Raw genomic sequence first — 25603 nt, 5'->3', positions numbered from 1 at the left:
CCGCCCCTGCCCGATGGGCAGGGGCGGACGTCTGTATGGGGTTACGGCAGGTTCCTGGCCATCACGATCCGCTGGACCTGGTTCGTACCCTCGTAGATCTGTGTGATCTTCGCATCGCGCATCATGCGCTCCACCGGGTAGTCACGGGTGTAGCCGTAGCCGCCCAGCAACTGGACCGCGTCCGTGGTGACCTCCATCGCCACGTCCGACGCGAAGCACTTCGCGGCAGCCCCGAAGAAGGTCAGGTCGCCGTCACCCCGCTCCGACTTCGCCGCCGCCGAGTACGTCAGCTGACGAGCCGCCTCCAGCTTCATCGCCATGTCGGCCAGCATGAACTGAATGCCCTGGAAGTCGGCGATCGGCTTGCCGAACTGCTTGCGTTCCTTGACGTACCCCTTGGCGTAGTCGAGGGCACCCTGCGCGATGCCCAGCGCCTGCGCGGCGATCGTGACGCGGGTGTGGTCCAGGGTCTTCATCGCGGTGGCGAAGCCGGTGCCCTCCTCGCCGATCATGCGGTCGGCCGGGATGCGAACGTTGTCCAGGTAGACCTCGCGGGTCGGGCTGCCCTTGATGCCGAGCTTCTTCTCCGGGGCCCCGAAGGAGACGCCCTCGTCGGACTTCTCGACGACGAACGCCGAGATGCCGCTGCTGCGCCTGGTGGGGTCGGTCACGGCCATGACCGTGTAGTACTGGGACTCGCCCGCGTTGGTGATCCAGCGCTTCACGCCGTTGAGGACCCAGAAGTCGCCGTCGCGGACCGCCTTCGTCTTCATGCCGGCCGCGTCCGAGCCCGCGTCGGGCTCCGAGAGGCAGTACGAGAACATGCCCTCGCCCTTGGCGAGCGGTGTCATGTACCTCTTCTTCAGCTCCTCCGAGCCGGAGAGGATCACGGGCAGGGAGCCGAGCTTGTTCACCGCCGGGATCAGGGACGAGGAGGCGCAGACACGGGCCACCTCCTCGATCACGATCACCGTCGCCAGCGCGTCCGCGCCCGCGCCGCCGTACGACTCCGGTACGTGCACGGCGTGCAGGTCGTTGGCGACCAGCGCGTCATGGGCCTCCTGGGGGAAGCGGGCCTCCTCGTCCACGGCCGCGGCGTACGGCAAGATCTTCGCCTCGGCCAGGGAGCGGATCGCGTCCCGGAGCATGTCGTGCTCCTCGGACGGGCGGTACAGGTCGAAATCAGCCGATCCGGCCAAGGTCTCTCACGCTCCAAAGACGCTGTGTGACGCAGGCTAACTACCGTTAAGTAACCCAAATTTTAAGGGCCCGCTCACGGGAGTGATACGTGAGCTTGGCGACAGGGGGAGAACACGGGGGAAATCTGCCCGGTGAAAGGCCCCCGAACGCCCCGACTATGCTCGCCATCGCACGTACGACCACACCCCAGGCCGCACCCGAAGCCATACCCCAGGAGCACCCATGGCTCTCAAGATCACCGTGATCGGCACCGGATATCTCGGCGCCACCCACGCCGCCGCCATGGCCGAACTCGGTTTCGAGGTGCTGGCGCTGGATGTCGTCGAGGAGAAGATCGACCTGCTGCGGCGCGCGCAGGCCCCCATGTACGAGCCGGGGCTCGAAGAGCTGCTGCGCAAGCATGTCGTGGGGATCGAGGGGTCCACCGGCCGGCTGCGCTTCACCATGGACTGGGCCGAGGTCGCCGCCTTCGGCGACATCCACTTCGTCTGTGTGAACACCCCGCAGAAGCACGGCGAGTACGCCTCCGACATGTCGTACGTCGATGCCGCGATCGAGTCCCTCGCCCCGCACCTCACCGCCCCCGCCCTCGTCGTCGGCAAGTCGACCGTGCCCGTCGGCTCGGCGGACCGGCTCGCCCGGACGATCTCCGGGCTGGCCCCCGCCGGCGCGGACGCCGAGCTGGCCTGGAACCCGGAGTTCCTGCGCGAGGGCTTCGCCGTTCAGGACACGCTGCACCCCGACCGGATCGTCGTCGGCGTTCGGAGCGAGCGGGCCGAGAAGCTGCTGCGCGAGGTGTACGCCACGCCGATCGGAGAGGGGACGCCGTTCGTCGTCACGGACTTCCCGACCGCCGAGCTGGTGAAGACCTCCGCGAACTCCTTCCTGGCCACCAAGATCTCGTTCATCAACGCCATGGCGGAGGTCTGCGAGGCCGCCGACGGGGATGTGGCGATGCTCGCCGAGGCGATCGGGTACGACGACCGGATCGGCAGGAAGTTCCTGCGGGCCGGCATCGGGTTCGGTGGCGGCTGCCTGCCCAAGGACATCCGGGCGTTCATGGCGCGCGCCGGTGAGCTGGGCGCGGACCAGGCACTGACCTTCCTGCGCGAGATCGACTCGATCAACATGCGCCAGCGCGGCCAGATGGTGGAGCTGGCCCGGCAGGCGCTGGGCGGCGGTCCGTTCCTCGGGAAGCGGGTCGCGGTGCTCGGCGCGACCTTCAAGCCCGACTCGGACGACGTCCGTGACTCGCCGGCCCTCAACGTCGCCGGGCAGATACACCTCCAGGGCGGCCAGGTGACGGTGTACGACCCGAAAGGCATGGCCAACGCCCGCCGGCTCTTCCCGACGCTGGCGTACGCCGACACGGCCCTGGAGGCGGTACGGGGCGCCGATGCCGTACTGCATCTGACCGAGTGGCGGGAGTTCCGCGAGCTGGATCCGGCGGCGCTGGGCAAGGCGGTGGCCCACCGGCTCGTCCTGGACGGGCGCAACGCCCTCGACCCGGAGGTGTGGCGGCGGGCCGGGTGGACGTACCGGGCCATGGGGCGCCCGACCGCCTGACGGGCGGCTGCCCGCTGACGGAGTCCGCCCCGGGGAAGGACGCCGGTCCGGCCGAGGCTCAGTCGGCCGGACCGGCGCCCGCCCCATTCTCCACGCCCCCGCCATGCTTCGGGAAGCGCATTCCACATCCCGGGCGGCCACTTCGCGCGCACCCCCCTACTTGGCGCGGTACCGCCGCATCTTCGCGCGCGCCCCGCACACCGACATGGAGCACCAGCGCCGTCGCCCGGCGGGGCTGCGGTCGTAGTACGCCCAGTGGCACTCGGGCAGCTCGCACGCCTTGAGGCGCAGCCAGGTGCCGTCGGTGAGCGCCTCCGCGACCGCCGCCGCCACGCGGGAGAGCAGCGGCCCCTGGTCGGCGGCGGCCAGGCGGGCCGAGCCGTCCCGTTCGTCGACGGTCACCAGCAGCGGCGCGCGGGACAGCAGTTGGCCCAGGGGCGTGACGGCGTCGTGCGGTGGATGCCCGGCGTGTGCGAGGCAGGCGGCCCGCAGGGACTCCCGCAGCTCCTTCACGGCCGCCAGTTCTCCCGCGCCGACCTCCTCGATGCCGAACGCGGCACGCCCCTCGGCGGTGTCCAGCGCGTCCCTGCCCAGTTCCAGGTCCCTGGTGTTCACCAGGGCCTCCACGAGGGCCAGCCCTCCGGGCGCGGACCCGTTCTCGCTCATACCGGTGACGGTACCTCTTGGCGTTACCTCCTATACACGGGCATCCGGTAACCGTTACCGTATGAACCCCGTCAACGGGTAACAACGGAGGAAGCCATGCCCATCGCCAAGCTCGAGTCCGTCGTCCTGGACTGTCCCGACCCCCGCGTGCTCGCCGCCTTCTACGCCGAGCTGCTGGGCGGCACGCCCGAGGCCGAGGAGGACTGGATCGACCTGCGGATCCCGGACGGGCCGACGCTGGCCTTCCAGGCCGCCCCCGGTCACGTACCCCCGAAGTGGCCGTCGCCCGACGCCTCGCAGCAGTTCCATCTGGACGTGTCCGTGGCCGACCTGGACGCGGCCGAGCGGGAGGTGCTCGCGCTGGGCGCGAAGCCGCTGGAGACGGAGGACCGGGCCCGCTCCTTCCGGGTCTACGCGGACCCGGCGGGGCATCCGTTCTGCCTCTGCCGGATCTAGCACCGATCCAGCACCCCTGAGTGCCGAGGCCGGTCAGCCGTCCAGTTCGGCGATCCGCGCCGTCGACGGCTCCCGGCGCTGCTGGGCCGCCTTGGCCGTGAAGTCGGCGCCGCGCAGGACGCGTTGGACGTTCGCCCAGGTGAGGAGGGTGATGTCGGGCTCGGTCCAGCCGCGGCGCAGGAGTTCGGCGATCAGGTTCGGGTAGCAGGAGGCGTCACCGAGCTCCTGGGGGTGGGCGCTGCCGGAGTCGTACGTGCCGGACAGGCCGACACACTCCGGGCCCGCGACCGCACGGACGTGGTCGAGATGGTCGGCGACGTCACGGACGGAGGGCCCGGTCTGCTCGGCCGTCAGCGGCACCAGACACAGGCCTCCGGCCGCGCCCAGCTCGGCGAGCGTCTCGTCGGGGAGGTTGGCGGGGTGGGGGCGCAGGGCGCGGGCCGCGGAGCGGGTGCACAGGACCGGGGCCTTGGAGATCGTGACGGTGCGGTGGATGGTGGCCGCGGAGGCACCCGAGAGGTCGGCCATCACACCGAGCCGGTTCATCTCGCGGACCACCTCCTCGCCGAACCGGGTGAGCCCCGCCTCGCTCGCCCAGGACGTGCCGGCGAGGGTGAGCACGCGCAGGCCCAGGGAGTGCAGGACGCGCAGGATGGCGATCGAGTCGTCGAGCGCGGCGGCCGCGGCGGGCCCGAGGACGACAGCGACCCGTCCGCAGTTGCGGGCGTCGGTGACCTGCCCGGGGGTACTCGCGAGACGCAGCCCCTCGGGGTGGCTCCGGGTCACCGTCCTGACCAGGTCCAGCTGCTCCAGGGTGGCACCGACGGCCCGGTCACCGGCGAGCCCCTCGGGCAGGTGCAACGCCCAGAACAGCGCGCCCACGTGGCCGCGTCGCAGCCGGGGCACATCGGTGTCGACGGTGCTCTCACCGAGCTCCAGGTCGTACCAGGGCAGGTGCCGCAACGCCCAGGGCAGGCCGCTGTAGCCGTCGGCGACGGGGTGTGCGGCGAGGATGGTGTGGGCGCGGTCGAGGGGGGTGGCGTCCGGGTCGGAGACGGGCGCGAAGCCGGGTTCCGCCGCGCTGTGGTCGTCGGGGCGGTCGTCGGGCTCCGGCAAGGGGAGGGGCGGGTCGAGTTCCCCGATCTCGGCTGTGGTGTGCAGTTCGTCCTGCAGGTCGGCCATGACGGGCTCCGTACGTCGTGATCTACCTCGTGATCGCAATACGGTCACCGTCGCACGGCGGGAAGGGGGCTTCCTGGTGGGTGGGGCGTTCGGGGGTACGCCCCACCAGAGCCCCTCGGACGGTCGTCTCTCCGGCGCGATCGGGGGGGGCACCGGTCCCTCAGCCGTCCAGTTCCTCCAGCGTGGCGTTGGACGGACCTTTTCTTCCCCGCACCTCCCGCGCCACGTCCTCCGCCGCCCCCAGCACGCGCACCGCGTTCTCCCAGGTCAGCTTGGCGAGATCGCCCTTCGACCAGCCCCGGTCGAGGAGTTCCGCGATGAGGTTCGGGTAACCGGAGACGTCGTTCAGGCCTTCCGGCGTGAACGCCGTGCCGTCGTAGTCGCCACCGATGCCCAGGTGGTCGACTCCGGCCACCTCGCGCATGTGGTCCAGGTGGTCGGCGACCGTCGAGACCGTGGCGACCGGACGCGGGTTCGTCTCCTCGAAGACCCGGTGGACCTTCATCGCCTCGGGGGTCGTGGCGAGGTGGTGGAAGCCGTGGGCGTGCATGTTGTCGTCCGCGGCGGCCGTCCAGTCGACGGCCGCCTGGAGCACGAACTTCGGTACGAACGTCACCATCGCCATCCCGCCGTTGGCGGGCAGGCGTTCCAGTACGTCGTCCGGGATGTTGCGCGGGTGGTCGCACACCGCGCGCGAGGAGGAGTGGGAGAAGATCACCGGCGCGACGGACGTGTCCAGGGCGTGCCGCATCGTCGTCGCGGCGACATGCGAGAGGTCGACCAGCATGCCGAGGCGGTTCATCTCCCGGACCACCTCGCGGCCGAACTCCGACAGCCCGCCGACGCCCGGCTCGTCCGTCGCCGAGTCCGCCCACGCCACGTTGTCGTTGTGGGTGAGGGTCAGATAGCGCACGCCCAGCTCGTACAACCCCCGCAGGGTGCCCAGGGAGTTGGCGATCGAGTGACCGCCCTCGGCGCCCGTCAACGAGGCGATACGGCCCTCTCGCCGGCCCGCCTCCATGTCGGCGGCCGTCAGGGCAGGGCGCAGCTCGTTCCCGTACCGCGCGATCAACTGACGTACACAGTCGATCTGTTCGAGGGTCGCGGGCACCGCGTCGGGCAGGTCCGAGCGGACGTACACCGACCAGTACTGCGCACCGACCCCGCCCTCGCGCAGGCGCGGGATGTCGGTGTGCAGGTGGGTGTTCTGGGCGGTGGCGATGTCACGGGCGTCGAGGTCGTAGCGGACCTGTTCGCGCAGCGCCCACGGGAGGTCGTTGTGGCCGTCGACGACCGGGAACTCGCGCAGGAGTTCCCGGGCCTGCTCCAGGGAGCTCACGGACGTCACTTCCCGAAGCCGAAGCCGCTGCCGCCGCCCGCGCCGCTCTCGACCTTGGCGCGCAGCCGCTTGCCCTTCTCGGTGGCCTGGTCGTTCAGCTCCTGCTGGAACTCCCGCATCCGGCCGAGGAGTTCCTCGTCGTGCGAGGCCAGGATGCGGGCCGCCAGCAGGCCCGCGTTGCGCGCACCGCCGACGGAGACCGTGGCGACCGGCACCCCGGCCGGCATCTGCACGATCGACAGCAGCGAGTCCAGGCCGTCGAGGTGCTTGAGGGGGACCGGGACGCCGATCACCGGGAGCGGGGTCACCGACGCCAGCATGCCGGGCAGGTGGGCCGCGCCGCCCGCGCCCGCGATGATCGCCTTCAGCCCGCGCTCGGCGGCCTGCTCGCCGTACGCGATCATCTCGTGCGGCATGCGGTGCGCGGAGACGACGTCGACCTCGTACGCGATCTCGAACTCGTCCAGGGCCTGGGCGGCGGCTTCCATGACTGGCCAGTCGGAGTCCGAACCCATGACGATGCCCACGAGGGGGCCTGCAACGGGGCTCATTCTGTGATCGTGCCTCTCAGGTAGCCGGCTGCGTGACGGGCGCGTTCCAGCACGTCGTCGAGGTCGTCGCCGTAGGTGTTGACGTGGCCCACCTTGCGGCCGGGCTTCACGTCCTTGCCGTACATGTGGATCTTCAGCTGCGGGTCGCGGGCCATGCAGTGCAGGTACGCGGAGTACATGTCGGGGTAGTCGCCGCCCAGGACGTTCGCCATGACCGTCCATTTCGCACGCGGGCGCGGGTCGCCGAGCGGGAGGTCGAGGACCGCGCGGACGTGGTTGGCGAACTGGCTGGTGATCGCGCCGTCCTGGGTCCAGTGGCCCGAGTTGTGCGGGCGCATCGCGAGCTCGTTGACGAGGACACCAGAAGACCCGTCGTCATTGCGGGTCTCGAACAGCTCTACGGCCAGGTGGCCGACCACGCCGAGTTCCTTGGCGATGCGCAGGGCCAGTTCCCCGGCCTGGAGGGCCAGCTCCTCCGCTATGCCGGGCGCCGGGGCGATGACGGTGTCGCACACGCCGTCGACCTGCTGCGACTCGACGACCGGGTACGCGACCGCCTGGCCGTGCGGGGAGCGGACGACGTTCGCCGCCAGTTCCCGTACGAAGTCGACCTTCTCCTCGGCCAGGACCGGCACGCCGGCCCGGAAGGGGTCGGCGGCCTCCGCCGCGGACCGGACGACCCACACGCCCTTGCCGTCGTATCCGCCGCGGACCGTCTTGAGGACGACCGGGAAGCCGTCCCCCTCGGCCGCGAAGGCCACCACGTCCTCGACGTCGCGCACGATGCGATGGCGCGGGCACGGCACCCCGATCTCGTCGAGCTTCGCTCGCATCACGCCCTTGTCCTGGGCGTGAACGAGCGCGTCGGGGCCGGGGCGGACGGGGATGCCGTCCGCCTCCAGGGCCCGAAGATGCTCGGTCGGGACGTGCTCGTGATCGAAAGTGATCACATCGCACCCCTGCGCGAACGCGCGCAGCGTGTCCAGGTCGCGGTAGTCGCCGATGACGACATCGCCGACGACCTGCGCAGCGGAGTCCTGCGGGGTGTCGCTGAGGAGTTTGAATTTGATGCCGAGCGGGATGCCCGCCTCGTGTGTCATACGAGCGAGCTGACCCCCGCCGACCATGCCGACTACAGGGAACGTCACCCTCCAAGAGTATCGGCCCGGCCACCGCGGCCTGATTACACGCCTGTGACCCGATGCGCACAGGCAAGCCCCGGAGGGGGTGGTTAGCATGGCTGAGTTGACGAAATCCCACACTGCGATCCCACAGACGGGGGCCGACAGACCATGGAACGTGGTTCCAAAGGTGGTTCCGACGGGCTTCATACCGCGCCCCGGAGCGCCGTACGCCAGCGCTTCGACCAGCTCGCAGCCGAGGTGGCGAAGTTCGGGGCGGTGGGCACGGCGGGGCTTCTCGTCAACCTGCTCGTGTTCAACCTGGTGCGCCACACGACCGACCTCCCGGTGGTCCGCGCCAGTGTCGTCGCCACGGTCGTCGCGATCTGCTCGAACTACATCGGCTTCCGCTACTTCACGTACCGGGACCGTGACAAGGGCGGCCGTACGAAGGAACTGACGCTGTTCCTGCTGTTCAGCACGGTCGGACTGGTCATCGAGAACGGTGTGCTGTACGCGGCGACGTACGGCTTCGGCATGGACAGCCCGCTGCAGAGCAACATCTTCAAGTTCGTCGGGATCGGTGTCGCGACCCTGTTCCGGTTCTGGTCGTACCGTACGTGGGTGTTCCGTACGCTTCCGGCACGTGAGGCTGTGGCCAGCGCCGAGTCGTTCCTGGAGGAGGCGGAGGCGGCGTCCCTCCCGGAGGGACGGACGATTCCCGAGCGACGCAACCAGCGCCAGCGCGTCGGCTGAGCGCTCCGCCGGCACACCGATCCAGCATCGCGCCCCTCGGGGCGTTTATCGGACCGTCCGCTCCTCGTCCCCCTGCGTCTTCTTCAGCGGGGTCCGGGACAGGAACAGCCCGAAGACCGGCGGCTGCGCCTGGAGCATCTCCAGGCGGCCCGCGTCGGCCTCCGCGAGGTCGCGGGCGACCGCGAGGCCGATCCCCGTGGAGTTGCGGCCGCTGATCGCGCGCTCGAAGATCCGCGCGCCCAGGTCGGCCGGGACGCCGGGTCCCTCGTCCGTGACCTCGATCACGGCCTGGTTGCCGATGACGCGGGTGCGCAGGGCGACCGTGCCACCACCGTGCATGAGGGAGTTCTCGATCAGGGCGGCCAGTACCTGGGCGACCGCACCCGGCGTGCCGACGGCCTGCAGATGGCGCTTGCCGGAGCTCACCATGGCGCGGCCCGCGCTTCGGTAGGCGGGGCGCCACTCGGCGAGCTGCTGCTGGATGACCTCGTCGAGGTCGAAGGAGACGGCGGAGCCGGTGCGCGGGTCGCGGGAGTTGGTGAGGAGCCGTTCGACGACGTCCGTGAGGCGTTCGACCTGCGTGAGCGCGATCGTGGCCTCCTCCTTCACGGTGTCCGGGTCGTCGGTGAGCGTGATCTCCTCCAGGCGCATGGAGAGGGCGGTGAGGGGCGTACGCAGCTGGTGGGAGGCGTCCGCCGCCAGCCGGCGTTCCGCGGTGAGCATCCGGGCGATGCGTTCCGCCGAAGCGTCCAGCACATCCGCGACGCGGTCGAGCTCCGGGACGCCGTAGCGCTTGTGACGGGGGCGCGGATCGCCCGAGCCGAGGCGTTCTGCGGTCTCGGCGAGGTCGGTGAGCGGCGAGGCGAGCCGGTTCGCCTGCCGTACGGCGAGCAGGACGGCGGCGATGACGGCGAGCAGCGCGACGGCGCCGATGATCAGGAGGGTGCGGCCGACCTCACGGGTCACGGAGGAGCGGGGTTCCTCGACCCGGACGGTCTCGCCCTCCTCGCCGTCCTCCTCGGCCGCGATGACGTCACCGGAGGGCTTGTCCCCGACCTCGATCGCCGCCCGGCCGGGGATGCGCACCACGGCGTACCGGTCACCGGTGACGAGGCCGCGCAGCACGTCGGAGTTGATCTGCTCGTCGCCGAGGATGCGACTGTCCACGATGCTGGCCAGCCGCACGGCCTCGGAGTCCACCCGTTCCTGGGCACTGGCGCTGATGGTCCGCGTCTCGACGATGACGAGGGACACACCGAAGACGGCGATCACCACGAGCACGACGGCAAGGGTGGACTGGATGAGACGACGACGCACGGCCCCTCCGGGCGATGGCTGACCAACGACGAGCATGCCCCGGGTCCGGCCCCTGGGCGCCCCGCAGGGGCGCTCTCAGGGGCGCGAGGCTGTACCTGAGATGCGGCTTCGGCCGCGCGGGCGCGACAAGCCCCCGCAGGCCTGAGCCGCACGACGGACAAGCCCCAGGACGTTACGCGCGTGGTCGGCTAACTCTTCTCGAACCGGAAACCGACGCCCCGGACAGTCGCGATGTACCGAGGGTTCGCCGCATCGTCGCCCAGCTTCTTCCGCAGCCAGGAGATGTGCATGTCGAGCGTCTTGGTCGACGACCACCACGTCGTGTCCCAGACCTCCCGCATCAGCTGGTCACGGGTGACGACCCGCCCCGCGTCACGCACCAGAACCCGGAGCAGATCGAACTCCTTCGCCGTGAGCTGGAGTTCCTCTTCACCCATCCACGCCCGGTGCGACTCGACGTCGATGCGCACACCGTGCGTCGCGGGCGGCTGCTGCGGCTCGGCGGCGCCGCGCCGCAGCAGGGCCCGGACACGGGCGAGCAGTTCGGCGAGCCGGAACGGCTTGGTGACGTAGTCGTCGGCACCCGCGTCGAGGCCGACGACGGTGTCCACCTCGTCGGCGCGCGCGGTCAGGATGAGGATCGGGACGGTGAGTCCCTCGGCACGCAGCCGGCGGGCCACTTCGAGGCCGTCCATACCGGGCAGTCCCAGGTCGAGTACGACCAGGTCGATACCGCCCTGGATGCCTGCGTCGAGCGCGGTCGGACCGTCCTCGCGCACCTCGACCTCGTAACCTTCCCGGCGCAGTGCGCGGGCCAGCGGCTCCGAGATGGACGCGTCGTCCTCGGCGAGCAGTACACGGGTCATGCCCTGATGGTAGACCGCTCTGGCCGCCGTCTGGGGTGTGACCAGGCGTTCTTGATTCTTACCTTCGGACGCCAGGACGAGGGCACCCGCGGCGGTGCGGCCGGTCACGCACCGCACGCCGGCACCCGAACCTGTGCCTCTGCGATGAATATCCGCTTCTTACCTTCGAATGAGCGACTGACACCCAAGCATCACCTGTGATCTACGCCTCAAGTCCTTCCATTTACGGTAGTGAACTGCTGCATGGTGAAAGGACGCCTTTAGCAGCAGCTGTGGACCTTTGGTGATTTTTCCGCCGAAGGTCTTCTTTGTGCGCCCCGACCGGCAAGGAACGACCCATGGCGTCCAGCCTGACGAGGAATCCCTGACACCGGGCACCCCCGGTTCCGAACGGTCCTTCTTCGGCCACCCCGCGGACTGGCCACCCTGTGGTGGCCCTGGAGGCGGCGCTCGCGGTGGTGGCGGGCGCTGCGGTGTGGGCGTACCGCGACAACGTCAAGCGGCTGATGGGCAGCGTCAACCGAGGGTCAACCGACGTTATCCGCACGTCGGTTGTGCGGGGTCGTACGCGACCGGGCCGCGGTGTCCGGATGGGCGCGGCGGCCCCTTTCCGTTTCGCTCGTACGTCCGGCAGTGGACGGGGGCGCCGGGGAATCCGCCCCGCCGAACGTGTCAACCCGGCCCTGTCCACGACGTTTTCACCCCGTTCACGCGTCATGCTCGTGGCACAGGCATACGTCGGCACCGCCCCACCCGAGGAGTGAACCCGCATGACGACGAACACCCTCCCCCTTCTCCCCCGCCGCATCCCTATCGCCCCCGCCCACCGCATCGTCCCCGCCCCCTCGTCCCGTGGCTGGGCGGCGCCCACCCCCGAGTTGCTGCGCACGCTGGAGGCGGCGCTCGCCCGGTGGTCGTCGTGACCACGGTGCCCGCCGGGCCGAAGACGGCGCCCTGCGACGTGTGCGAGGCGCTGGCCGCGCAGCGGGACGCGGCGCAGGAGGCCGGGCGTACGGGCGAAGCCGGTGACTGCGAGAGGGAGTTGCGGGAGCACGACGCGCACGGCCAGGGGTGCGCGACGTGACACCGCGCCAGGTCCGCTCCCCGCACGAGGAGCGCCGTCCACCCGTCCCCATGCACGACCGCGGGCCGTGCCGGGACCTCGCCGTACGCCGGGACACCGCGCGGGCCGCCTTCGACCACAGCGCGGTCAGCGACGCGAACGTGCTGCTGCGGGCCCACCTGCTGGACGCCCACAGCAGCACGTGAGCGGCACGTCCGGGGCAGCGGGGAACGCCGGACCCCGCCCGACGACACGCTTCGGAGCGGGGTCCTGACGCTCTGCCCCGCCGCTCAGCGCAGGCGCCGGCGCCCCGGCATGAACGTGAACACCGCCACGCCCAGCAGAACCGCCGTTCCGGCTACCAGCCCGAGCGCCTTCAGGGCCCCGTTGTCCTCGGCGCCCGTGTTCGCGAGGCCGCCGCTGGTCGACGTACCGCCGGAGCCGGACGTCGTGCCGCCCGACGTCGAGGACCCGCCCGACGCTCCGCTCGCCTGTTCCTCCGTGTCCAGGGTCAGGGAGACCATGTTCCGGGTCGGGGTGCAGGTGGTCGTCGTGCCGAGGGCGCTCACCGTCAACACGCCTGGTGACAGGGTCGATTCACCGGTCGCGCCCGGCTTGTACGTACCCGTCATGTCGGAGATCGTCATCGGGTCGCCCGTCTTGATCGGCTCCGAGTTGGCCGGGCCCTCGACATGGACCGTGCCCGAGTCGGACCCACCCAGGACGACCTCCATGGAGGGCTTCACCGAGTCCGCCGGGAGGTCCGCCGGACTGTTCATCACCGAGCCCTTGAACTGGACCGTGATGTCGTAACTCCCGGCGTTCTTCCTGGCGTTGATCTGGATGGGGGAGGTAACGTCCTTGTCGCCGATGGGCGTGACGCACCTGTACGGGACCTGCACGAGTTTGCCGGTGAAGTCCGTCTGGCCGCCGTCGGTCGCACTCGGTGTGCTGCTCGGCGACCCGCTCTCGTCGTCCGACCCGGTCGGGGTCGGGGACGCGGAATCCGTCGGCGTCGGCGTGGGTGAGGCCGAGGTGGACGGTGAGGCCGACGTCGACGGTGAACTGCCGTCCCCCGCCGTCACCTTGATCGTCACCGACGGCTGCACCGTCTCCGTCGGCGCGCACTTCGTGTCCGTCGAGAAGGCGTTGATCGTGTACGCGTCCGGCGTCAGCGTCACGTCACCCGCCGTCGTCAGTTTCAGCTTGCCCTTCATGTCGGACAGGACCATCGCCCCGCCCTTGGGGATCGCCGGGTTCTCGCGCGGGCCCACCATCGCGACGTCGGCGGTCTGTGCCCCTGCCGCCTTCAACACCCCGCTCGGCTGGACGGAGTTGGCCGGGAGGTCGATCAGGTCCGGGTTCCTGGACGCGGCCTGCGTGAACTTCCAGACCACGTCCACCTCGTCGCCGACCTTCGCCGTGGCGGGCGCGGTGATCTCCACCTTGGTCGTGCCGTTGACGGGCTCCAGACCGGCCGCCGGCGGCGGCACGCACCTGGTCGCGTACGACACCTCGGCGGCCTGGGCGGGCCCCGCCGCGGCCAGGCCCAGCAGGACACCGCCCGCTCCGCCGAGCAGCAACAGGGCCCCTGCCGCACTCGCGCTCCGTCTCCGTTGGGTTCTCACGTGTTCCCCTTCGTCTTCGTCGTGTTCGTCGTCGGAGTGCCCGCGTCCGTGCCCGCGCCGGGGTCGGCGTCCGGGGTGAACCACGGCAGGGTCGAGGAAGCGGTCGCCGGCCGGTCCCGGTCGCGGTCCTCCCGCGCGCCCGGCCTGGGCATGCGCAGCGTCAGTTCGGGCATCCGCAGCGTCCTGCCGCGTCGCACCGACGGCTGTCCGCCCGGTCCGCGTGGCCGTACCCGGTCCACCACCGCCATCCCGACGCGGAACAGCGCCGCCGGTACGACGACACCCGCCAGGACCCAGAACAGCGTCACGCCCCACGGCCGGCCCACGCCCCACGGCTGCTCCGCGAGCACCTTGCCGCCGTACCTCAGCGAGACCGTGTAGTCGCCGTGCGCCCCGCCCGCCAGGGACACCGGCAGCTCGACGCGCGCCTTTCCGCCCGGCTCGATCGTGCCGCGCCACTGCTGCTCCTCCCACTGCGGGGCGAAGACCCCGTGGGAGGTGCCGACCTGGAAGACCGGGTCCTTGACCGCGGCCGTACCGAGGTTGCCGACGGTGAGCGCCAGCGTCCGCGTCGGCGGCGCCCCGAACCAGGTCAGCAGCCCGCTCGACCCGTCGAGCCGCGTGTCCGTGAGAACGGAGAGACGTCCGGCGCCCTCCTGTACGGGCAACGGTTCGACCGCGTGGCCCGCCACCTGGAACACCGCGTCGGCCGCCTCCTCCGAGGCTCCCGTCACCGTCGCCACATGCACCACACAGGGACACGGCACCGGCGGTTCGACCACCGGCAGGCTCTGGCTGAAGCCGCCCCTCGTATCCGTGGTGACGGCTCTTCCGTCCGCGTTGGCACAGGAGTTGGTGCCGCCGATCACTCCCCGGCCCGGCTCGGACCGGCCGCAGATCAGCATCATCAGCAGCGTCTTCGGGCGCCAGCCGGTCCCGGTCACGGTGACCGAACCCCCGGTCCCCGCCTCGGACCTGGAGACCCTGACGGTCGGCCCGTCGGCCGCCGCGGCGACCGTCGGCACGAGGGAGACGGACAGCAGGACGGCGAGCGCCAGCGCCGCCACCAGTGCGGGAATCCGCCGATTCACGTCATCGCCCCCGTCAGCTCGTCCGCCAACCGCTCACGCCCGTAAGGCGGTTCGCCGCGTTCGCGGCGCCGCCTCCCGAGCCGTCGTACGACCAACAGGGCGCCGCCCGCCGACAGCGCCCCCACGACCCCCGCCACCCCGTCCCACGGCACGAACCGTGCGGAGGTGCTCGCCTCGTCGCGTACCGTCCCGCCCGCCGCCGTGACCGTCAGACGTACGTCGACCGCGTCGAACACGGGGCGCCCGGACTCGGACCAGGGTTCGGTGAGGGCGAGGCGCCGGCCCGGAGGGAGCCGTACGGGGAGAGTGCGCGGGGCCCGGTCGAGGAGGGGGCCGAGGACACCGTCGGCGTGGACGGCGAGCGTCGGGGTCAGTTCGGTGGTGCCGCGGTTGACCAGCTCGTAGGCTATGCGGTCGCCGCGTACCGTCACGTGCTCGACCGTGAGCGCCGGCAACCGGGGGCCCCTGACCCGAAACCGTACGCGCAGCGTCTCGGTCCGGCCCGAGGCGCGGGCGGTGATCGTGGCGGTGCGGTCGCCGGGCGGGGTGCCGTCGGGGATGCGTAGCGTGAAGGGCACGTCGGCGCGGGTGCGGGCGGGGACGTCGACCCCGGGGGCGGCGAAGGTGAGCCAGCTGCCGCCGGACAGGCGCACGTCGAGGGTGCGCCTCGTCGGGTTGCGGACGGAGAGCGTGTCCTGGAGAACCGTTCCCGCAGTGCCCTCCGCGTAGAAGTACGGCCGGCCGGTGCCCAGGGGCGCGACGGACCAGCCCTCGGCGGCCACGGCAGGCGTACCCGCCGACAGCAGCGCGACGAGGCCGGCAAGGCAGAGGCTGGGGCAGAGGACACGCATCGGCGGCTCCCGGATGTCGTACGGTCTCGTACGGTCCTCAGCGGCGTGCCGTCGGCTGCCGCCCGGCCTGGTTCCTGCGCGTGAGCCACAGCACGCCCGCCGCGCCCGCGAGCAGCACCGTGCCGCCGAGGGTGCCCAGCGCGATCACGGAGTCCTCGAGGCCGGTCTGCGGGAGTTCGGCGCCGGTGTCCGTACCGCCGCTGCCGCCCTGCGTGCCCCCGGTGTCACCGCCGCCCGAGCCCGAGCCCACCGTGACGTCGAGGGTCAGGGACGGCTTGGGGTCGTTGGTGGGCGTGCACGTGGTGGTCGTGCCGAGGGCCTTGATCGTGAGGACACCGGCCGTGAAGGTGACCTTGCCGCTCTTCGACGGCTTGTAGGTGCCGCTCAGGTCGCTGATCTTTATCGGGGTGTCGGCGGGGACGGCGGCGGCGTTCGCGGGCCCGCTGACGTTCAGGGTGCCGCTGTCCGCGCCGCCCAGTTCGATCGTGGCGCTCGGGCTCATCGCACCCTTGCCCAGCTCCACCGGGCTGGAGGAGACGCCCTTCTGCCAGGACATCGTGACCTGGTAGCCGCCGTCGCTCTCCACCGCCTTGATGTCGATGGGCGAGAGGGCGCTCTTGTCGCCGATCGGCGTCTTGCACTGGTAGTTGACGTCCACGACCTCGGCCCGGGCGGCGGGGGCGGCCAGCAGCACCACCGATCCGGCCAGAGCCGCGGCGGACGCGAGCGCGGCGCTTCGTTTCGGGTGCGTTCGGCGGCATGTCCGGTGGTACGACATCGTCGTCCCCCATTCCTGACGGCACATCAGATCGCGGATCGGCCGTCAAGGTACGCCCGGGGACCAGGAGAAGGAAGACACAGCACACACCGGATCGGCGGAGAATCGACCCGACACCGGCGGGCCAGAGGCGGGAACTACGCCGGAGCGCCGAGCTCCGCCCACACCTTCTTGCCCGCGACACCGGGGGTCCGTACGACCCCCCAGTCCAGGCACAGCCGCTGCACGATGAACATCCCGTGGCCACCGGGCCGCCCGGCCCGGTGCGGGGTACGCGGGGCGGGCTGACCCGTACCCCGGTCCGAGACCTCGACGCGGATCACCTTGTTGTCGCAGGTGATCCACATCTCGTCCGGTCCCTCGGCATGCAGGCAGGCATTGGTGACGAGTTCGGAGACGACGAGCAGCACGTCCTCGGCGGCTGCCCGCCGGTCTGCGCTCGCGGCGGGCAGCCAGCCCCACGCGTACAGCGCCTGCCTGGCGAAGTCACGGGCGAGCGGAACGACACCGCTCTCGCCGCCGAAACTCAGGCTGCGGGTCTCACGACCCCCGGAAGCGCCGCAGGACTCGGAGGACTCCGGAGAGCCCGGCGAGTCGGGCCGGGTGGTGCTCATCAGCGCTTCACCTCACCGATTCACCAGTTCACGTACACGGTCGTCATTTCAACACTGTTTTTCACGCGCGCCCTTGTGCGCACATTCTGGATGTCTTCTGCCCGACGGAACCGACAGAACACCCCCCAAAAAGATCGCGCTCAACAGCCCGCGCGGCCGAGCGGGAAAACTCGGCCAAGTGGCTAGGAGGACTCAGGGGGCTCGGGAGGCTGATCGGCCAGGGCAGCGGCAAGCGACCCGTGCACGGTGAACACCGCGTCCGCCCCGGTGATCTCGAACACACGTGCGACCACGGGCTGCATCGCGGCGAGATGCACCCCGCCACCCGCGGCCTCCGCCTTCAGCCGGGCACCGAGCAGCACGTTGAGGCCGGTGGAGTCACAGAACTCCAGGCGCGCACAGTCGACGACCAGCCGCGCGAGACCCTTCGCGAGGCACTCCTCAAGTGGTTCACGCAACAGATCGGCGGTGTGGTGATCCAGCTCACCCGCCGGAGTCACAACGGCGCTGGAGCCTTCACGCCGCACCTCGACCAGAAGCCGGCCCGACTGTGCGCTGCCGACCGTCCCGCGGTCCATGCCGTCTCTCTCCCGAGGCCTTGACTGCTTCCCGGCGCTCACTCGCGCCCCCTGACGTCCATGAACACTACGCCTTCCTCACACTCTCCGACACCTGAACTAACGCCCACATATGGACATATGGGAATGAAACGCACTTGCGGCGGGCTCAGGAAACCGGGTAGGGCTAGTACGGAGCCAGTTCCTGGAGCGAGCCGGCTTGAAACACCGCACCCGACACGGCCGGCATTGGAGGCGCCGCACACCGCAGGACACGCACCGGCTTCGGCAGCCTTATGCCGAGAACCATGGAGGACACCATGTCACCCCGGCTCGACGCATCGCATACCCAGAGGGCGACGTCGGCACCCCCTCCGGAACACACGGACTCCCACGCGGACTCCCAGCAGCTGGACCAGCATTTCCCGGGCCCGCGCGCTGCGGACCTCCTGGACGGGATCCCCGAGATCCCGCCGTTCGACGAGGTGGGGGCGGTCGACGCCCGGGCTCTGTCCAAGACCCTCTTCGCGCGGCTGGAGTCCCTCGAAGAAGGCACACACGACCACGCGTACGTCCGTAACACCCTCGTCGAGCTCAACCTCGCGCTGGTCAAGTTCGCCGCCTCCCGTTTCCGTTCGCGCAGCGAACCCATGGAGGACATCATCCAGGTCGGCACCATCGGCCTGATCAAGGCGATCGACCGCTTCGAGCTGAGCCGTGGCGTCGAGTTCCCGACGTTCGCGATGCCGACGATCGTCGGCGAGATCAAGCGCTTCTTCCGGGACACGTCGTGGTCGGTCCGCGTACCGCGCCGCCTCCAGGAGCTCCGGCTCGACCTGGCGCGGGCCGGCGACGAGCTCGCCCAGCAACTCGACCGCGCCCCCACCGTGGGCGAGCTGGCAGAGCGTCTCGACCTCTCCAGGGAAGAGGTGCTGGAGGGCATGGCGGCCTCGAACGCCTACACCGCCAGCTCACTCGACGCGCAGCCCGAGGAGGACGACGAGGGCGCCCTCGGGGACCGCATCGGGTACGAGGATCACGGCATCGAGGGCATCGAGTACGTCGAGTCGTTGAAGCCGCTGATCGCCGAACTCCCGCCCCGGGACCGGCAGATCCTCGCGCTGCGGTTCGTCGCCAACATGACCCAGTCGGAGATCGGCGACGAACTGGGAATCTCCCAGATGCATGTCTCACGGCTGCTCTCGCGGACGTTGCGGCACCTGCGGAAGGGCCTGACGGTCGAGGACTGACTGTCCAGGCCCGGCCGCCGGGACCGGCTGTCCAGGACTGACGGTCGGGGCCTGCGGGTCGGGGCTCGACGGGGCGAGGTCTGGCGTCCCGTCGGGGAGGGGTTTCCGGTTACCTACGGAAACCCCTCCTCTCTTTTCCCAAAGGCCCCCTGCGCCACCGGGACCGCCCCCAGACTGGCTGGTACGTCAGGACGGGGACCGGGGCCGGGGGTGCTGGGAGGCAGGCGGATGTCCGAGGACACCGATGACACCGAGCTGTTCGGGGTGTACGCGGGCGCGTCCGACGCCCGCCTCACCGAGCTGCTGCGCACCAACTCCCCCACCGCGTATCCGGCGTTGCAGGAACTCCGTACCCGGCACCGCGCGTCCGTACTCGCCTACGCCCGCCTGTGCACGACGAGCGACTCCACGGCACAGCAGTTGGCGGCCCAGGCGTTCACGGCGGCGGCCCGGGACACGGCACGCGGTACCGAGCCGAACGTGCCGTGGCGCCACCAGCTCCTGCTGCTGACCACCGACCTGGCGGCCACCTGGGCAACGGACGAACGCGCGGCGGGCCTCGACCCGAGCCTGCTCCTCGTTCTGAACACACTGCGCCCACCGAACACGGCGGGCGGCATCCGTCCGATGCCGCCCCCGCCCATGCTGGGCCCCTTCCAGTCGCTTCCGACCCGTGCACAGGGCCTCATCTGGTACAGCACCGTGGAACGCGAAGCCGAGGACCGGACCGCCGCGCTCCTCGGTCTGACGCCCGAAGACGTGACGTACGAGACGGATTCGGCACTCCAGGCCCTGGCCCAGGCCTGTCTGCGGTCCCGGCTGGCCGCCTCGGAGGACCCGCGCTGCCAGGACTTCCGCCGGCTGATCGAGGAGTCGGTCCGCCCGGTCAACCCCCGCCACAGCACCGACCTGAACTCCCACATGGTCATCTGCCCGCACTGCTCGGTGGCCTACGAGGAACTCTCCGCCCTGCGCGACAGCCCGCGCACCGCCCTGGGTGAGGGCCTGTTGTCGTGGAGCGGCACGGCGTACGCGAGGGACGCGCCGACGGTCACGCGCATCAACGCCGCCCCCTCGGACGACAGCCGGACCTGGTCACCGGCGCGGCCGTCCCGTCGGCGCTTCGTGCTGGCCTCGGCGGTGCTGGGCGTGACGCTGGTGCCGCTGCTGATCGTGCTGCTGTCGCCGGACGGCGGCTCGCCGGACCAGCGGGGTTCGGCGGGCACGCTCCCGGTCACCGCCGTGCCGGGCAGCCCCGAAGCGCCGGTCCCCTCATCGCCGGCGGCCACCGACTCCCCTTCGTCGTCGTCGACTTCACGGCCGCCCACCACTCCGGCTCCGACACCGACCCCGGCTCCCACGGTCAAACCCACGCCCACGGCCACGCCCGTCTTCCGGGCGCCCGGAGCCTCGTACGCCCAGGTGGTGAACGTCGCCTCGGGACGCTGCCTGGACATCCGGGGCGGTGTGCTGGAGAAGGGCACGGACGTTCTCACGGCGCCCTGCTCCGCGTCGGCCGACACCCAGCGCTGGGGTGTGGACGCCGGCCTGGGGGTTCTGCGCTCGGCCGCCGACACCGGCCTGTGCCTGGACAGCCGGGGTGATGTGGACGACGGCGTCGGTATCTGGGAGTGCGCGTCGGTGGACGGCGACAACGGCGACAACCTGCGCTTCACCGTGGACGACGACGGCGTGATCCGCCCGGCGGTCGCCTTCGCGACGGGGCTGACCCCGGACGGCGACGGGGGCCTGACCTTCTTGGCGCTGACGGGCGGGTCGGGGCAGCGATGGCGGGCGGGCGTTACCTGAAAGGCCCGTGTCCGCCAACCTCCTTCACGGGCGGCGCGATTCACTCCCCCCGGACGGGCAGGGAGTGAAAAGCGGCCGGGGACGCGTGGGCAACCCGGCGCGCGACCGGTGGCGACCCGAGGGTGAATCCCGTTCCCCACAAAGGGAGTTCACCCATGCGCAAGCGCATCGCACGTCTGTTGGCCGTGCTGGCCTCGCTGGCCGCGCTGATCGCCGCTCCCGGTCTGCCGGCGGCGTTCGCCGCTCCCGCCGTGACGGCGGCACAGACGCGGGCCGCCGACGACTGGAACCCGCCCTCCCACCTCGTACAGCCGCTGAACGAGGTCTGGAACCACGTCCAGTCGACCTACCCGAACCTCTACGGCTTCCGCAACTACGGCTGGGACCAGGTCATGGCCAACCGCGGAAGCGTCAGCTACTGCGTCCGCTGGGAGTCCGACGCGCCCGTGAGCGCCGCCCTGCGCGACCGGATCCACATTGCGCTGAAGAAACAGTTCGGCAAATGGATGTCCGCCATGGTCGAGAACGGCAGGGGGCACAACGCCTGGCCGTACACCAGCGTCCCGGTCGACATCGTCGGCTGGGCGGTCAAGAACCGCTCGACCCTCCAGTGGACCGACGACTCCGTCGACATCTACGCCGGGAACCTCGACGGCGGCGGCGCCCCGCAGTGCGCTCCGGACTGCGGCCGCTTCTTCCACCAGGACGGCGACTACTCGAGGTGCCCGGGCGGCGCCTCCCGCCACTACGACCAGTCCCTGTGGCTGACGAAGGGGTTCCAGGGCGGTGCCGGCGGTGACTGGGGCCAGCGGGTCGGCCAGGAGTACTTCACCAGCACGCTGGACCAGGAGGACATCCACATCTACCTGCACGAGGTCGGCCACACGTTCGGGCTCGACGACTTCTACGACTGGAGCCCCACCGGCCAGTGCTGCTTCCTCATGAAGGCGGGAAGCGCGGCCCGGATCACGGATTTCGACAAGTGGATGTTCCGTGACTTCTGGCGCCACCTGAAGAACCGCTACGGCCTCTGATCAGCCGTTTCGGACCACCTGAACGCCCCTGCGCCACACCCCGGCGACCAGCGGGACCCCCGGCCGGTAGGCCAGGTGTACGTGGCTCGGCGCGTCCAGGAGCGTCAGATCGGCGTACGCCCCCGGCGCGACACGGCCGATGTCATCGCGCCGGAGGGCTGCCGCGCCCCCCGCCGTGGCCGACCAGACCGCCTCGTCCGGGGTCATGCCCATGTCCCGTACGGCCAGTGCGACGCAGAAGGGGACGGAGGAGGTGAAGGAGGACCCCGGATTGCAGTCGGTGGAGAGCGCGACCGTGACGCCCGCGTCGAGGAGACGGCGGGCGTCCGGCCACCGGGCGCGGGTGGAGAACTCGGCGCCGGGAAGGAGCGTCGCGACCGTACGGCTGTTCGCGAGGGCGTCCACGTCGGCGTCGGTGAGGTGGGTGCAGTGGTCGGCGCTGGCGGCGTCGAGTTCGACGGCCAGCCGCACCCCGGGCCCGTACGAGAGCTGGTTGGCGTGGACGCGCGGATGCAGCCCCTTCGCCTTCCCCGCCGTGAGGATCGCGCGCGCCTGGTCGCCGTCGAAGGCGCCCTTCTCGCAGAAGACGTCGACCCAACGGGCGTACGGGGCACAGGCGTCGAGCATCTCGCCGGTGACCAGGGCGACATAGGCGGCCGGGTCGTCGGCGTAGTCCGGGGAGACGATGTGGGCGCCGAGGTAGGTGACCTCGTCGGTGTGGGCGGCGGCGATGCGCAGGGCACGCGCCTCGTCCTCGACGGTCAGGCCGTACCCGGACTTGGTTTCGAAGGTCGTCGTGCCCTGGTGGAGGGCCTCGCGGAGGTAACGGGTGAGGTTGGCCTCCAGTTCCGCGTCCGTGGCGGCGCGGGTGGCGGCGACGGTCGTGCGGATGCCCCCTGCCGTGTAGCTGCGCCCCGACATCCGGGCGTTGAACTCCTGGGTCCGGTCGCCGGCGAAGACGAGGTGGGAGTGGGAGTCGACGAAGCCCGGGAGGACGGCCCGGCCACCGGCGTCGACCCGATTGTCAGTGGTGGGTGCTTTGCTGGATTCACCGGTCCAGACGACGCGGTCGCCTTCGATGACGACGGCCGCGTCCAGGACCAGTCCCAGGGGGGATTCGTCGCCGAGAGAGGGGTCGTTGGTGACCAGGCTGCCGATGTTCGTGATGACAGTCGTCGTGCCGGTGGTGGTGTCGGTCGTGCTGCCGATAGCGCTGTTCGTCCGGTTCGGGCTGCTCGGACTGCTCGGCGTGCTGGTGCTGTTCATGGCGTCCTCGTGGGTGGCGTGCCTGCGGGCGGGGGGACGTACGGGGGTGCGTACGGGGTTCAGCCGCGCAGGGCTTCGACAGCCGCCGCCAGCGCCTGCGGCACGTCGGGTACGAGGGTGTGCGCCCCGTCGCGCACGACGTGCCGGCCGGCCACGACCGTATGGCGCACATCCGCTGCCGACGCTGCGAATACCGCCGTCTCCGCGCCCAGGCGAGGCACCGGCCCCGCAGTTCTGACCGAGTCGAGGGCGATCGTCGTGAAGTCGGCGGGCGCACCCGCTCCAAGGGTGCCCGCGTCGTCCCAGCCGAGAGCCGCGTGGCCGTCGGCGGACGCTGCGCGGAGCAGGGCGGCCGCCGTCCAGTGCCCGCGGGTGCGGGTGCGCAGGCGCTCGTTCAGCTCCATGGCGCGCGCCTCTTCGAGCAGGTCGATGACGGCGTGGCTGTCGGAACCGAGGGAGAGCGGTGAGCCCGCGCGCTGGAGGGCGACGGCGGGGCCGATGCCGTCGGCGAGGTCGCGTTCGGTGGTGGGGCACATACAGGTGCCGGTGCCGCTGCCGCCGAGCAGCGCGACGTCCTCGTCGGTGAGGTGGGTGTTGTGGACGCCGGTGGTGCGGGGGCCGAGAACCCCGTGGTCGGCGAGGAGTCGGGTCGGGGTGCACCCGTGCGCGGCCTGGCAGGCGTCGTTCTCCGCCGTCTGCTCGGACAGGTGCACGTGCAGGGGCGCCCGGCGTTCCTCGGCCCAGCGGGCCACGGTCGACAGCTGGCTGGCGGGCACGGCCCGTACGGAGTGGATGGCGGCACCGATCCGCGCGTGATCCCGTTCCTTGAGAACTGAACAGCGTTCGGCCCAGGCGTCGGCCGTGCCGTCGGAGAAGCGGAGCTGGTGCCGGTTCGGGGCCTGTCCGCTGTGCTTGTCCAGGATGGCGGAGGAGAGATAGGCGGTGTCGAGGAGGGTGATGCGGATCCCGGCGTCGGCGGCGGCCTCGACGAGGGCCTCGCCCATCGCGTTCGGGTCGGCGTACGGGATGCCGCCGGGGGCGTGGTGGACGTAGTGGAACTCGCCCACCGCGGTGATGCCGGCGAGGGCCATCTCGGCGTACACGGCACGCGCGAGGGCGTGATAGGTGTCCGGGGTCAGCTTGTCGGCGACGGAGTACATGACCTCGCGCCAGGTCCAGAAGGTGCCGGAGCCGACCTGGGCGGTGCCGCGCAGGGCACGGTGGAAGGCGTGGCTGTGGGCGTTGGCGAGCCCGGGAAGGGTGAGGCCGCGAAGGACCCCGGCGCCCGGCGGCGGGGCGTGGACTCCGGTGCGGACGGCGGCGATCCGGCCGTCCGTGACGTCCAGGGCGACGCCCGGCTCGACGCTGGTACCGAGCCAGGCGTGTTCCAGCCAGTAGGTGCGCTGCGTTTGCGGATGCGTCACGTGCGGGCCAGCCCTTCCAGTACGTCGGCGAGTGCGGTCACCCCGGCCACGCAGTCGTCCTCGTCGGCGTGCTCCGCCGGGGAGTGCGAGATGCCCGTGGGGTTGCGCACGAACAGCATGGCGGTCGGGATGGACCCGGAGAGGATCCCGGCGTCGTGTCCGGCACCGGTGCTCAGGACGGGGACCTTGAGCTCGGTGTCCTCTCCGTCCCGGCCCAGCAGCCGGGCGAGTTCGTCGCGCAGGGCGTGGTCGAACTCGACGACGGGGGTGAACGACTCCCGGACGACGTCGAGATCGACGCCGTGTGCCTCGGCGTACTCGCGGGCCGCCTTCTCGACGCCGGAGACGACGGTGTCGAGGGCGTGCTGGTCGGCGGCGCGGGAGTCGAGCCAGCCGCGTACGAGGGAGGGGATGGCGTTGACGCCGTTGGGCTCGACGGCGATCTTCCCGAAGGTGGCGACCGCACCGGCGAGCTGTGCCTCGCGACGGGCGGCGAGGACTGTCCCGGCGTACGGCAGCATGGGGTCGCGCCGGTCGACGAGCCGTGTCGTACCGGCGTGATTGGCCTCGCCGTGGAAGTCGAACCGCCAGCGTCCGTGCGGCCAGATGGCACTGGCGATGCCGACGCGGTCGCCGCTCAGACCGAGTGCCCTGCCCTGCTCGACGTGCAGTTCGACGAAGGCACCGATGCGGGCGAGGCGCTCGGGGTCCGGCCCGATGGCGTCCGGGTCGTACCCGGCGGCCTCCATGGCCCGCGGCAGCGTGACCCCGTCGCCGTCGGTGAGCAGCCGAGCCTGCTCGACGGTGACGGCACCGGCGGTGAGCCGCGACCCGACACAGGCGAGCCCGAACCGGGCACCTTCCTCGTCCCCGAAGTTGACGATGGCCAGCGGCTTGCCGAACCGCACACCCCGGCCCCGGAGTTCATCGAGGGCGGCGAAGGAGGAGACCACACCGAGGGGCCCGTCAAAGGCCCCTCCGTCGGGTACGGAGTCGAGATGCGATCCGGTGACGACGGCATTCCCCTGGGCGGGATCCCCCAGCCAGGCCCACTGGTTCCCGTTCCGGTCGACCTCGTAGCTCAGCCCTCGCGACTCGGCCTGCTCCTTGAACCAGGCCCGGCATTCGAGATCGGCACCGGTCCAGGCGTAGCGGCGATAGCCGCGGGAGTCGGGGTGCCGCCCGATGGGGGCGAGCTCCCGCCACATCTCCTGGAAG

26 protein-coding genes are annotated in these 25603 nt (G+C 71.1%); 9 read left to right on the top strand and 17 right to left on the bottom strand.

Going from position 1 to position 25603, the window contains the following annotated elements; all coding sequences use genetic code 11:
* Window positions 1-41: 41 nt before the first annotated feature.
* Window positions 42-1199, bottom strand: coding sequence for an acyl-CoA dehydrogenase family protein (locus tag RB628_RS12110; protein WP_318320360.1), 1158 nt, complete (start codon window positions 1197-1199; stop codon window positions 42-44).
* 223 nt (window positions 1200-1422) lie between these two features.
* Between RB628_RS12110 and RB628_RS12105 the strand changes: the two genes are divergently transcribed.
* The gene (locus RB628_RS12105) at window positions 1423-2766 is read left to right on the top strand and encodes a UDP-glucose/GDP-mannose dehydrogenase family protein (protein WP_318320359.1); all 1344 of its coding nucleotides are present in this window, start codon (window positions 1423-1425) and stop codon (window positions 2764-2766) included.
* A 156-nt stretch (window positions 2767-2922) separates the two neighbouring features.
* Here RB628_RS12105 and RB628_RS12100 read toward each other — a convergent pair whose 3' ends face one another.
* Window positions 2923-3432 carry a CGNR zinc finger domain-containing protein gene (locus RB628_RS12100; protein WP_318320358.1) on the bottom strand — a complete coding sequence of 170 codons (510 nt, stop codon included), beginning with the start codon at window positions 3430-3432 and terminating at the stop codon, window positions 2923-2925.
* 96 nt (window positions 3433-3528) lie between these two features.
* On the opposite strand from RB628_RS12100, the gene RB628_RS12095 reads away from it, so the two are divergent.
* Window positions 3529-3888 (top strand): VOC family protein, encoded by a 360-nt coding sequence (locus RB628_RS12095; protein ID WP_318320357.1) that lies wholly within the window; start codon window positions 3529-3531, stop codon window positions 3886-3888.
* Between the two features lie 33 nt (window positions 3889-3921).
* On the opposite strand, the gene RB628_RS12090 is transcribed toward RB628_RS12095, so the two are convergent.
* The 4 genes from RB628_RS12090 to RB628_RS12075 all read right to left on the bottom strand — a co-directional run bounded on the left by RB628_RS12090 (window position 3922) and on the right by RB628_RS12075 (window position 8108).
* Window positions 3922-5070 (bottom strand): dipeptidase, encoded by a 1149-nt coding sequence (locus RB628_RS12090; protein ID WP_318320356.1) that lies wholly within the window; start codon window positions 5068-5070, stop codon window positions 3922-3924.
* Between the two features lie 160 nt (window positions 5071-5230).
* Window positions 5231-6409, bottom strand: a complete 1179-nt coding sequence (locus RB628_RS12085; protein ID WP_412180645.1) for a dipeptidase — start codon at window positions 6407-6409, stop codon at window positions 5231-5233.
* 5 nt (window positions 6410-6414) lie between these two features.
* On the bottom strand, window positions 6415-6960 hold the full coding sequence (purE, locus tag RB628_RS12080) for a 5-(carboxyamino)imidazole ribonucleotide mutase (protein WP_318320354.1): 546 nt from the start codon (window positions 6958-6960) through the stop codon (window positions 6415-6417).
* Complete coding sequence (locus RB628_RS12075) at window positions 6957-8108, bottom strand: 5-(carboxyamino)imidazole ribonucleotide synthase (protein WP_318320353.1); 1152 nt, start codon at window positions 8106-8108, stop codon at window positions 6957-6959. Before RB628_RS12075 ends, purE begins: the two co-directional genes overlap by 4 nt.
* Before the next feature lie 144 nt (window positions 8109-8252).
* On the opposite strand from RB628_RS12075, the gene RB628_RS12070 reads away from it, so the two are divergent.
* Entirely contained in the window at window positions 8253-8837 is a 585-nt protein-coding gene (locus tag RB628_RS12070) for a GtrA family protein (RefSeq protein ID WP_318320352.1), read from the top strand.
* Window positions 8838-8882: 45 nt separating this feature from the next.
* On the opposite strand, the gene RB628_RS12065 is transcribed toward RB628_RS12070, so the two are convergent.
* On the bottom strand, window positions 8883-10154 hold the full coding sequence (locus tag RB628_RS12065; RefSeq protein ID WP_318320351.1) for an ATP-binding protein: 1272 nt from the start codon (window positions 10152-10154) through the stop codon (window positions 8883-8885).
* Window positions 10155-10342: 188 nt separating this feature from the next.
* Entirely contained in the window at window positions 10343-11020 is a 678-nt protein-coding gene (locus tag RB628_RS12060; RefSeq protein ID WP_318320350.1) for a response regulator transcription factor, read from the bottom strand.
* Between the two features lie 770 nt (window positions 11021-11790).
* On the opposite strand from RB628_RS12060, the gene RB628_RS12055 reads away from it, so the two are divergent.
* The 3 genes from RB628_RS12055 to RB628_RS12045 are packed head-to-tail and all read left to right on the top strand — an operon-like array spanning window position 11791 to window position 12289.
* A complete protein-coding gene (locus RB628_RS12055) occupies window positions 11791-11943 on the top strand; it encodes a hypothetical protein (protein WP_318320349.1) in 153 nt (50 codons plus the stop codon).
* Window positions 11940-12104 (top strand): hypothetical protein, encoded by a 165-nt coding sequence (locus tag RB628_RS12050; RefSeq protein ID WP_318320348.1) that lies wholly within the window; start codon window positions 11940-11942, stop codon window positions 12102-12104. Before RB628_RS12055 ends, RB628_RS12050 begins: the two co-directional genes overlap by 4 nt.
* On the top strand, window positions 12101-12289 hold the full coding sequence (locus RB628_RS12045) for a hypothetical protein (RefSeq protein ID WP_318320347.1): 189 nt from the start codon (window positions 12101-12103) through the stop codon (window positions 12287-12289). Before RB628_RS12050 ends, RB628_RS12045 begins: the two co-directional genes overlap by 4 nt.
* A gap of 84 nt (window positions 12290-12373) precedes the next feature.
* Here RB628_RS12045 and RB628_RS12040 read toward each other — a convergent pair whose 3' ends face one another.
* From RB628_RS12040 to RB628_RS12015, 6 genes are all read right to left on the bottom strand, one after another.
* Complete coding sequence (locus RB628_RS12040) at window positions 12374-13711, bottom strand: hypothetical protein (protein WP_412180641.1); 1338 nt, start codon at window positions 13709-13711, stop codon at window positions 12374-12376.
* Entirely contained in the window at window positions 13708-14802 is a 1095-nt protein-coding gene (locus RB628_RS12035) for a hypothetical protein (protein WP_318320346.1), read from the bottom strand. Before RB628_RS12035 ends, RB628_RS12040 begins: the two co-directional genes overlap by 4 nt.
* Complete coding sequence (locus RB628_RS12030; protein WP_318320345.1) at window positions 14799-15653, bottom strand: hypothetical protein; 855 nt, start codon at window positions 15651-15653, stop codon at window positions 14799-14801. Before RB628_RS12030 ends, RB628_RS12035 begins: the two co-directional genes overlap by 4 nt.
* 37 nt (window positions 15654-15690) lie before the next feature.
* Entirely contained in the window at window positions 15691-16431 is a 741-nt protein-coding gene (locus RB628_RS12025) for an LPXTG cell wall anchor domain-containing protein (protein WP_318320344.1), read from the bottom strand.
* Between the two features lie 137 nt (window positions 16432-16568).
* Entirely contained in the window at window positions 16569-17045 is a 477-nt protein-coding gene (locus RB628_RS12020; protein ID WP_318320343.1) for an ATP-binding protein, read from the bottom strand.
* A 182-nt stretch (window positions 17046-17227) separates the two neighbouring features.
* Complete coding sequence (locus RB628_RS12015) at window positions 17228-17623, bottom strand: STAS domain-containing protein (protein ID WP_318320342.1); 396 nt, start codon at window positions 17621-17623, stop codon at window positions 17228-17230.
* A 299-nt stretch (window positions 17624-17922) separates the two neighbouring features.
* Between RB628_RS12015 and RB628_RS12010 the strand changes: the two genes are divergently transcribed.
* The 3 genes from RB628_RS12010 to RB628_RS12000 all read left to right on the top strand — a co-directional run bounded on the left by RB628_RS12010 (window position 17923) and on the right by RB628_RS12000 (window position 21695).
* A complete protein-coding gene (locus tag RB628_RS12010; protein ID WP_412180644.1) occupies window positions 17923-18852 on the top strand; it encodes an RNA polymerase sigma factor SigF in 930 nt (309 codons plus the stop codon).
* A 228-nt stretch (window positions 18853-19080) separates the two neighbouring features.
* Entirely contained in the window at window positions 19081-20661 is a 1581-nt protein-coding gene (locus RB628_RS12005) for an RICIN domain-containing protein (protein WP_318320340.1), read from the top strand.
* A 155-nt stretch (window positions 20662-20816) separates the two neighbouring features.
* Window positions 20817-21695: a hypothetical protein gene (locus RB628_RS12000; RefSeq protein ID WP_318320339.1), complete on the top strand. Its 879-nt coding sequence runs from the start codon at window positions 20817-20819 to the stop codon at window positions 21693-21695.
* Here RB628_RS12000 and hutI read toward each other — a convergent pair whose 3' ends face one another.
* The 3 genes from hutI to RB628_RS11985 are packed head-to-tail and all read right to left on the bottom strand — an operon-like array spanning window position 21696 to window position 25593.
* Entirely contained in the window at window positions 21696-22961 is a 1266-nt protein-coding gene (gene hutI / locus RB628_RS11995; RefSeq protein WP_318320338.1) for an imidazolonepropionase, read from the bottom strand.
* 59 nt (window positions 22962-23020) lie between these two features.
* The gene (locus RB628_RS11990) at window positions 23021-24385 is read right to left on the bottom strand and encodes a formimidoylglutamate deiminase (protein WP_318320337.1); all 1365 of its coding nucleotides are present in this window, start codon (window positions 24383-24385) and stop codon (window positions 23021-23023) included.
* The gene (locus RB628_RS11985; protein ID WP_318320336.1) at window positions 24382-25593 is read right to left on the bottom strand and encodes an allantoate amidohydrolase; all 1212 of its coding nucleotides are present in this window, start codon (window positions 25591-25593) and stop codon (window positions 24382-24384) included. Before RB628_RS11985 ends, RB628_RS11990 begins: the two co-directional genes overlap by 4 nt.
* Between the last annotated feature and the right edge of the window lie 10 nt (window positions 25594-25603).

The organism is Streptomyces sp. ADMS (assembly GCF_033441795.1).
GTDB lineage: Bacteria > Actinomycetota > Actinomycetes > Streptomycetales > Streptomycetaceae > Streptomyces.
Note: the sequence above shows the minus strand (reverse complement) of the source record. Positions and strands in the feature narration are given on the sequence as shown.

Coding starts and splice junctions, on each gene's coding strand:
- RB628_RS12030 (WP_318320345.1), bottom strand. CDS start 15,653: ATGCGTGTCCTCTGCCCCAGCCTCTGCCTTGCCGGCCTCGTCGCGCTG.
- RB628_RS12090 (WP_318320356.1), bottom strand. CDS start 5,070: ATGGCCGACCTGCAGGACGAACTGCACACCACAGCCGAGATCGGGGAA.
- RB628_RS11985 (WP_318320336.1), bottom strand. CDS start 25,593: ATGTGGCGGGAGCTCGCCCCCATCGGGCGGCACCCCGACTCCCGCGGC.
- RB628_RS12100 (WP_318320358.1), bottom strand. CDS start 3,432: ATGAGCGAGAACGGGTCCGCGCCCGGAGGGCTGGCCCTCGTGGAGGCC.
- hutI (WP_318320338.1), bottom strand. CDS start 22,961: ATGAACAGCACCAGCACGCCGAGCAGTCCGAGCAGCCCGAACCGGACG.
- RB628_RS12000 (WP_318320339.1), top strand. CDS start 20,817: ATGCGCAAGCGCATCGCACGTCTGTTGGCCGTGCTGGCCTCGCTGGCC.
- RB628_RS12005 (WP_318320340.1), top strand. CDS start 19,081: ATGTCCGAGGACACCGATGACACCGAGCTGTTCGGGGTGTACGCGGGC.
- RB628_RS12025 (WP_318320344.1), bottom strand. CDS start 16,431: ATGTCGTACCACCGGACATGCCGCCGAACGCACCCGAAACGAAGCGCC.
- RB628_RS12070 (WP_318320352.1), top strand. CDS start 8,253: ATGGAACGTGGTTCCAAAGGTGGTTCCGACGGGCTTCATACCGCGCCC.
- RB628_RS12095 (WP_318320357.1), top strand. CDS start 3,529: ATGCCCATCGCCAAGCTCGAGTCCGTCGTCCTGGACTGTCCCGACCCC.
- RB628_RS12055 (WP_318320349.1), top strand. CDS start 11,791: ATGACGACGAACACCCTCCCCCTTCTCCCCCGCCGCATCCCTATCGCC.
- RB628_RS12020 (WP_318320343.1), bottom strand. CDS start 17,045: ATGAGCACCACCCGGCCCGACTCGCCGGGCTCTCCGGAGTCCTCCGAG.
- RB628_RS12060 (WP_318320350.1), bottom strand. CDS start 11,020: ATGACCCGTGTACTGCTCGCCGAGGACGACGCGTCCATCTCGGAGCCG.
- RB628_RS12015 (WP_318320342.1), bottom strand. CDS start 17,623: ATGGACCGCGGGACGGTCGGCAGCGCACAGTCGGGCCGGCTTCTGGTC.
- RB628_RS12105 (WP_318320359.1), top strand. CDS start 1,423: ATGGCTCTCAAGATCACCGTGATCGGCACCGGATATCTCGGCGCCACC.
- purE (WP_318320354.1), bottom strand. CDS start 6,960: ATGAGCCCCGTTGCAGGCCCCCTCGTGGGCATCGTCATGGGTTCGGAC.
- RB628_RS12010 (WP_412180644.1), top strand. CDS start 17,923: ATGTCACCCCGGCTCGACGCATCGCATACCCAGAGGGCGACGTCGGCA.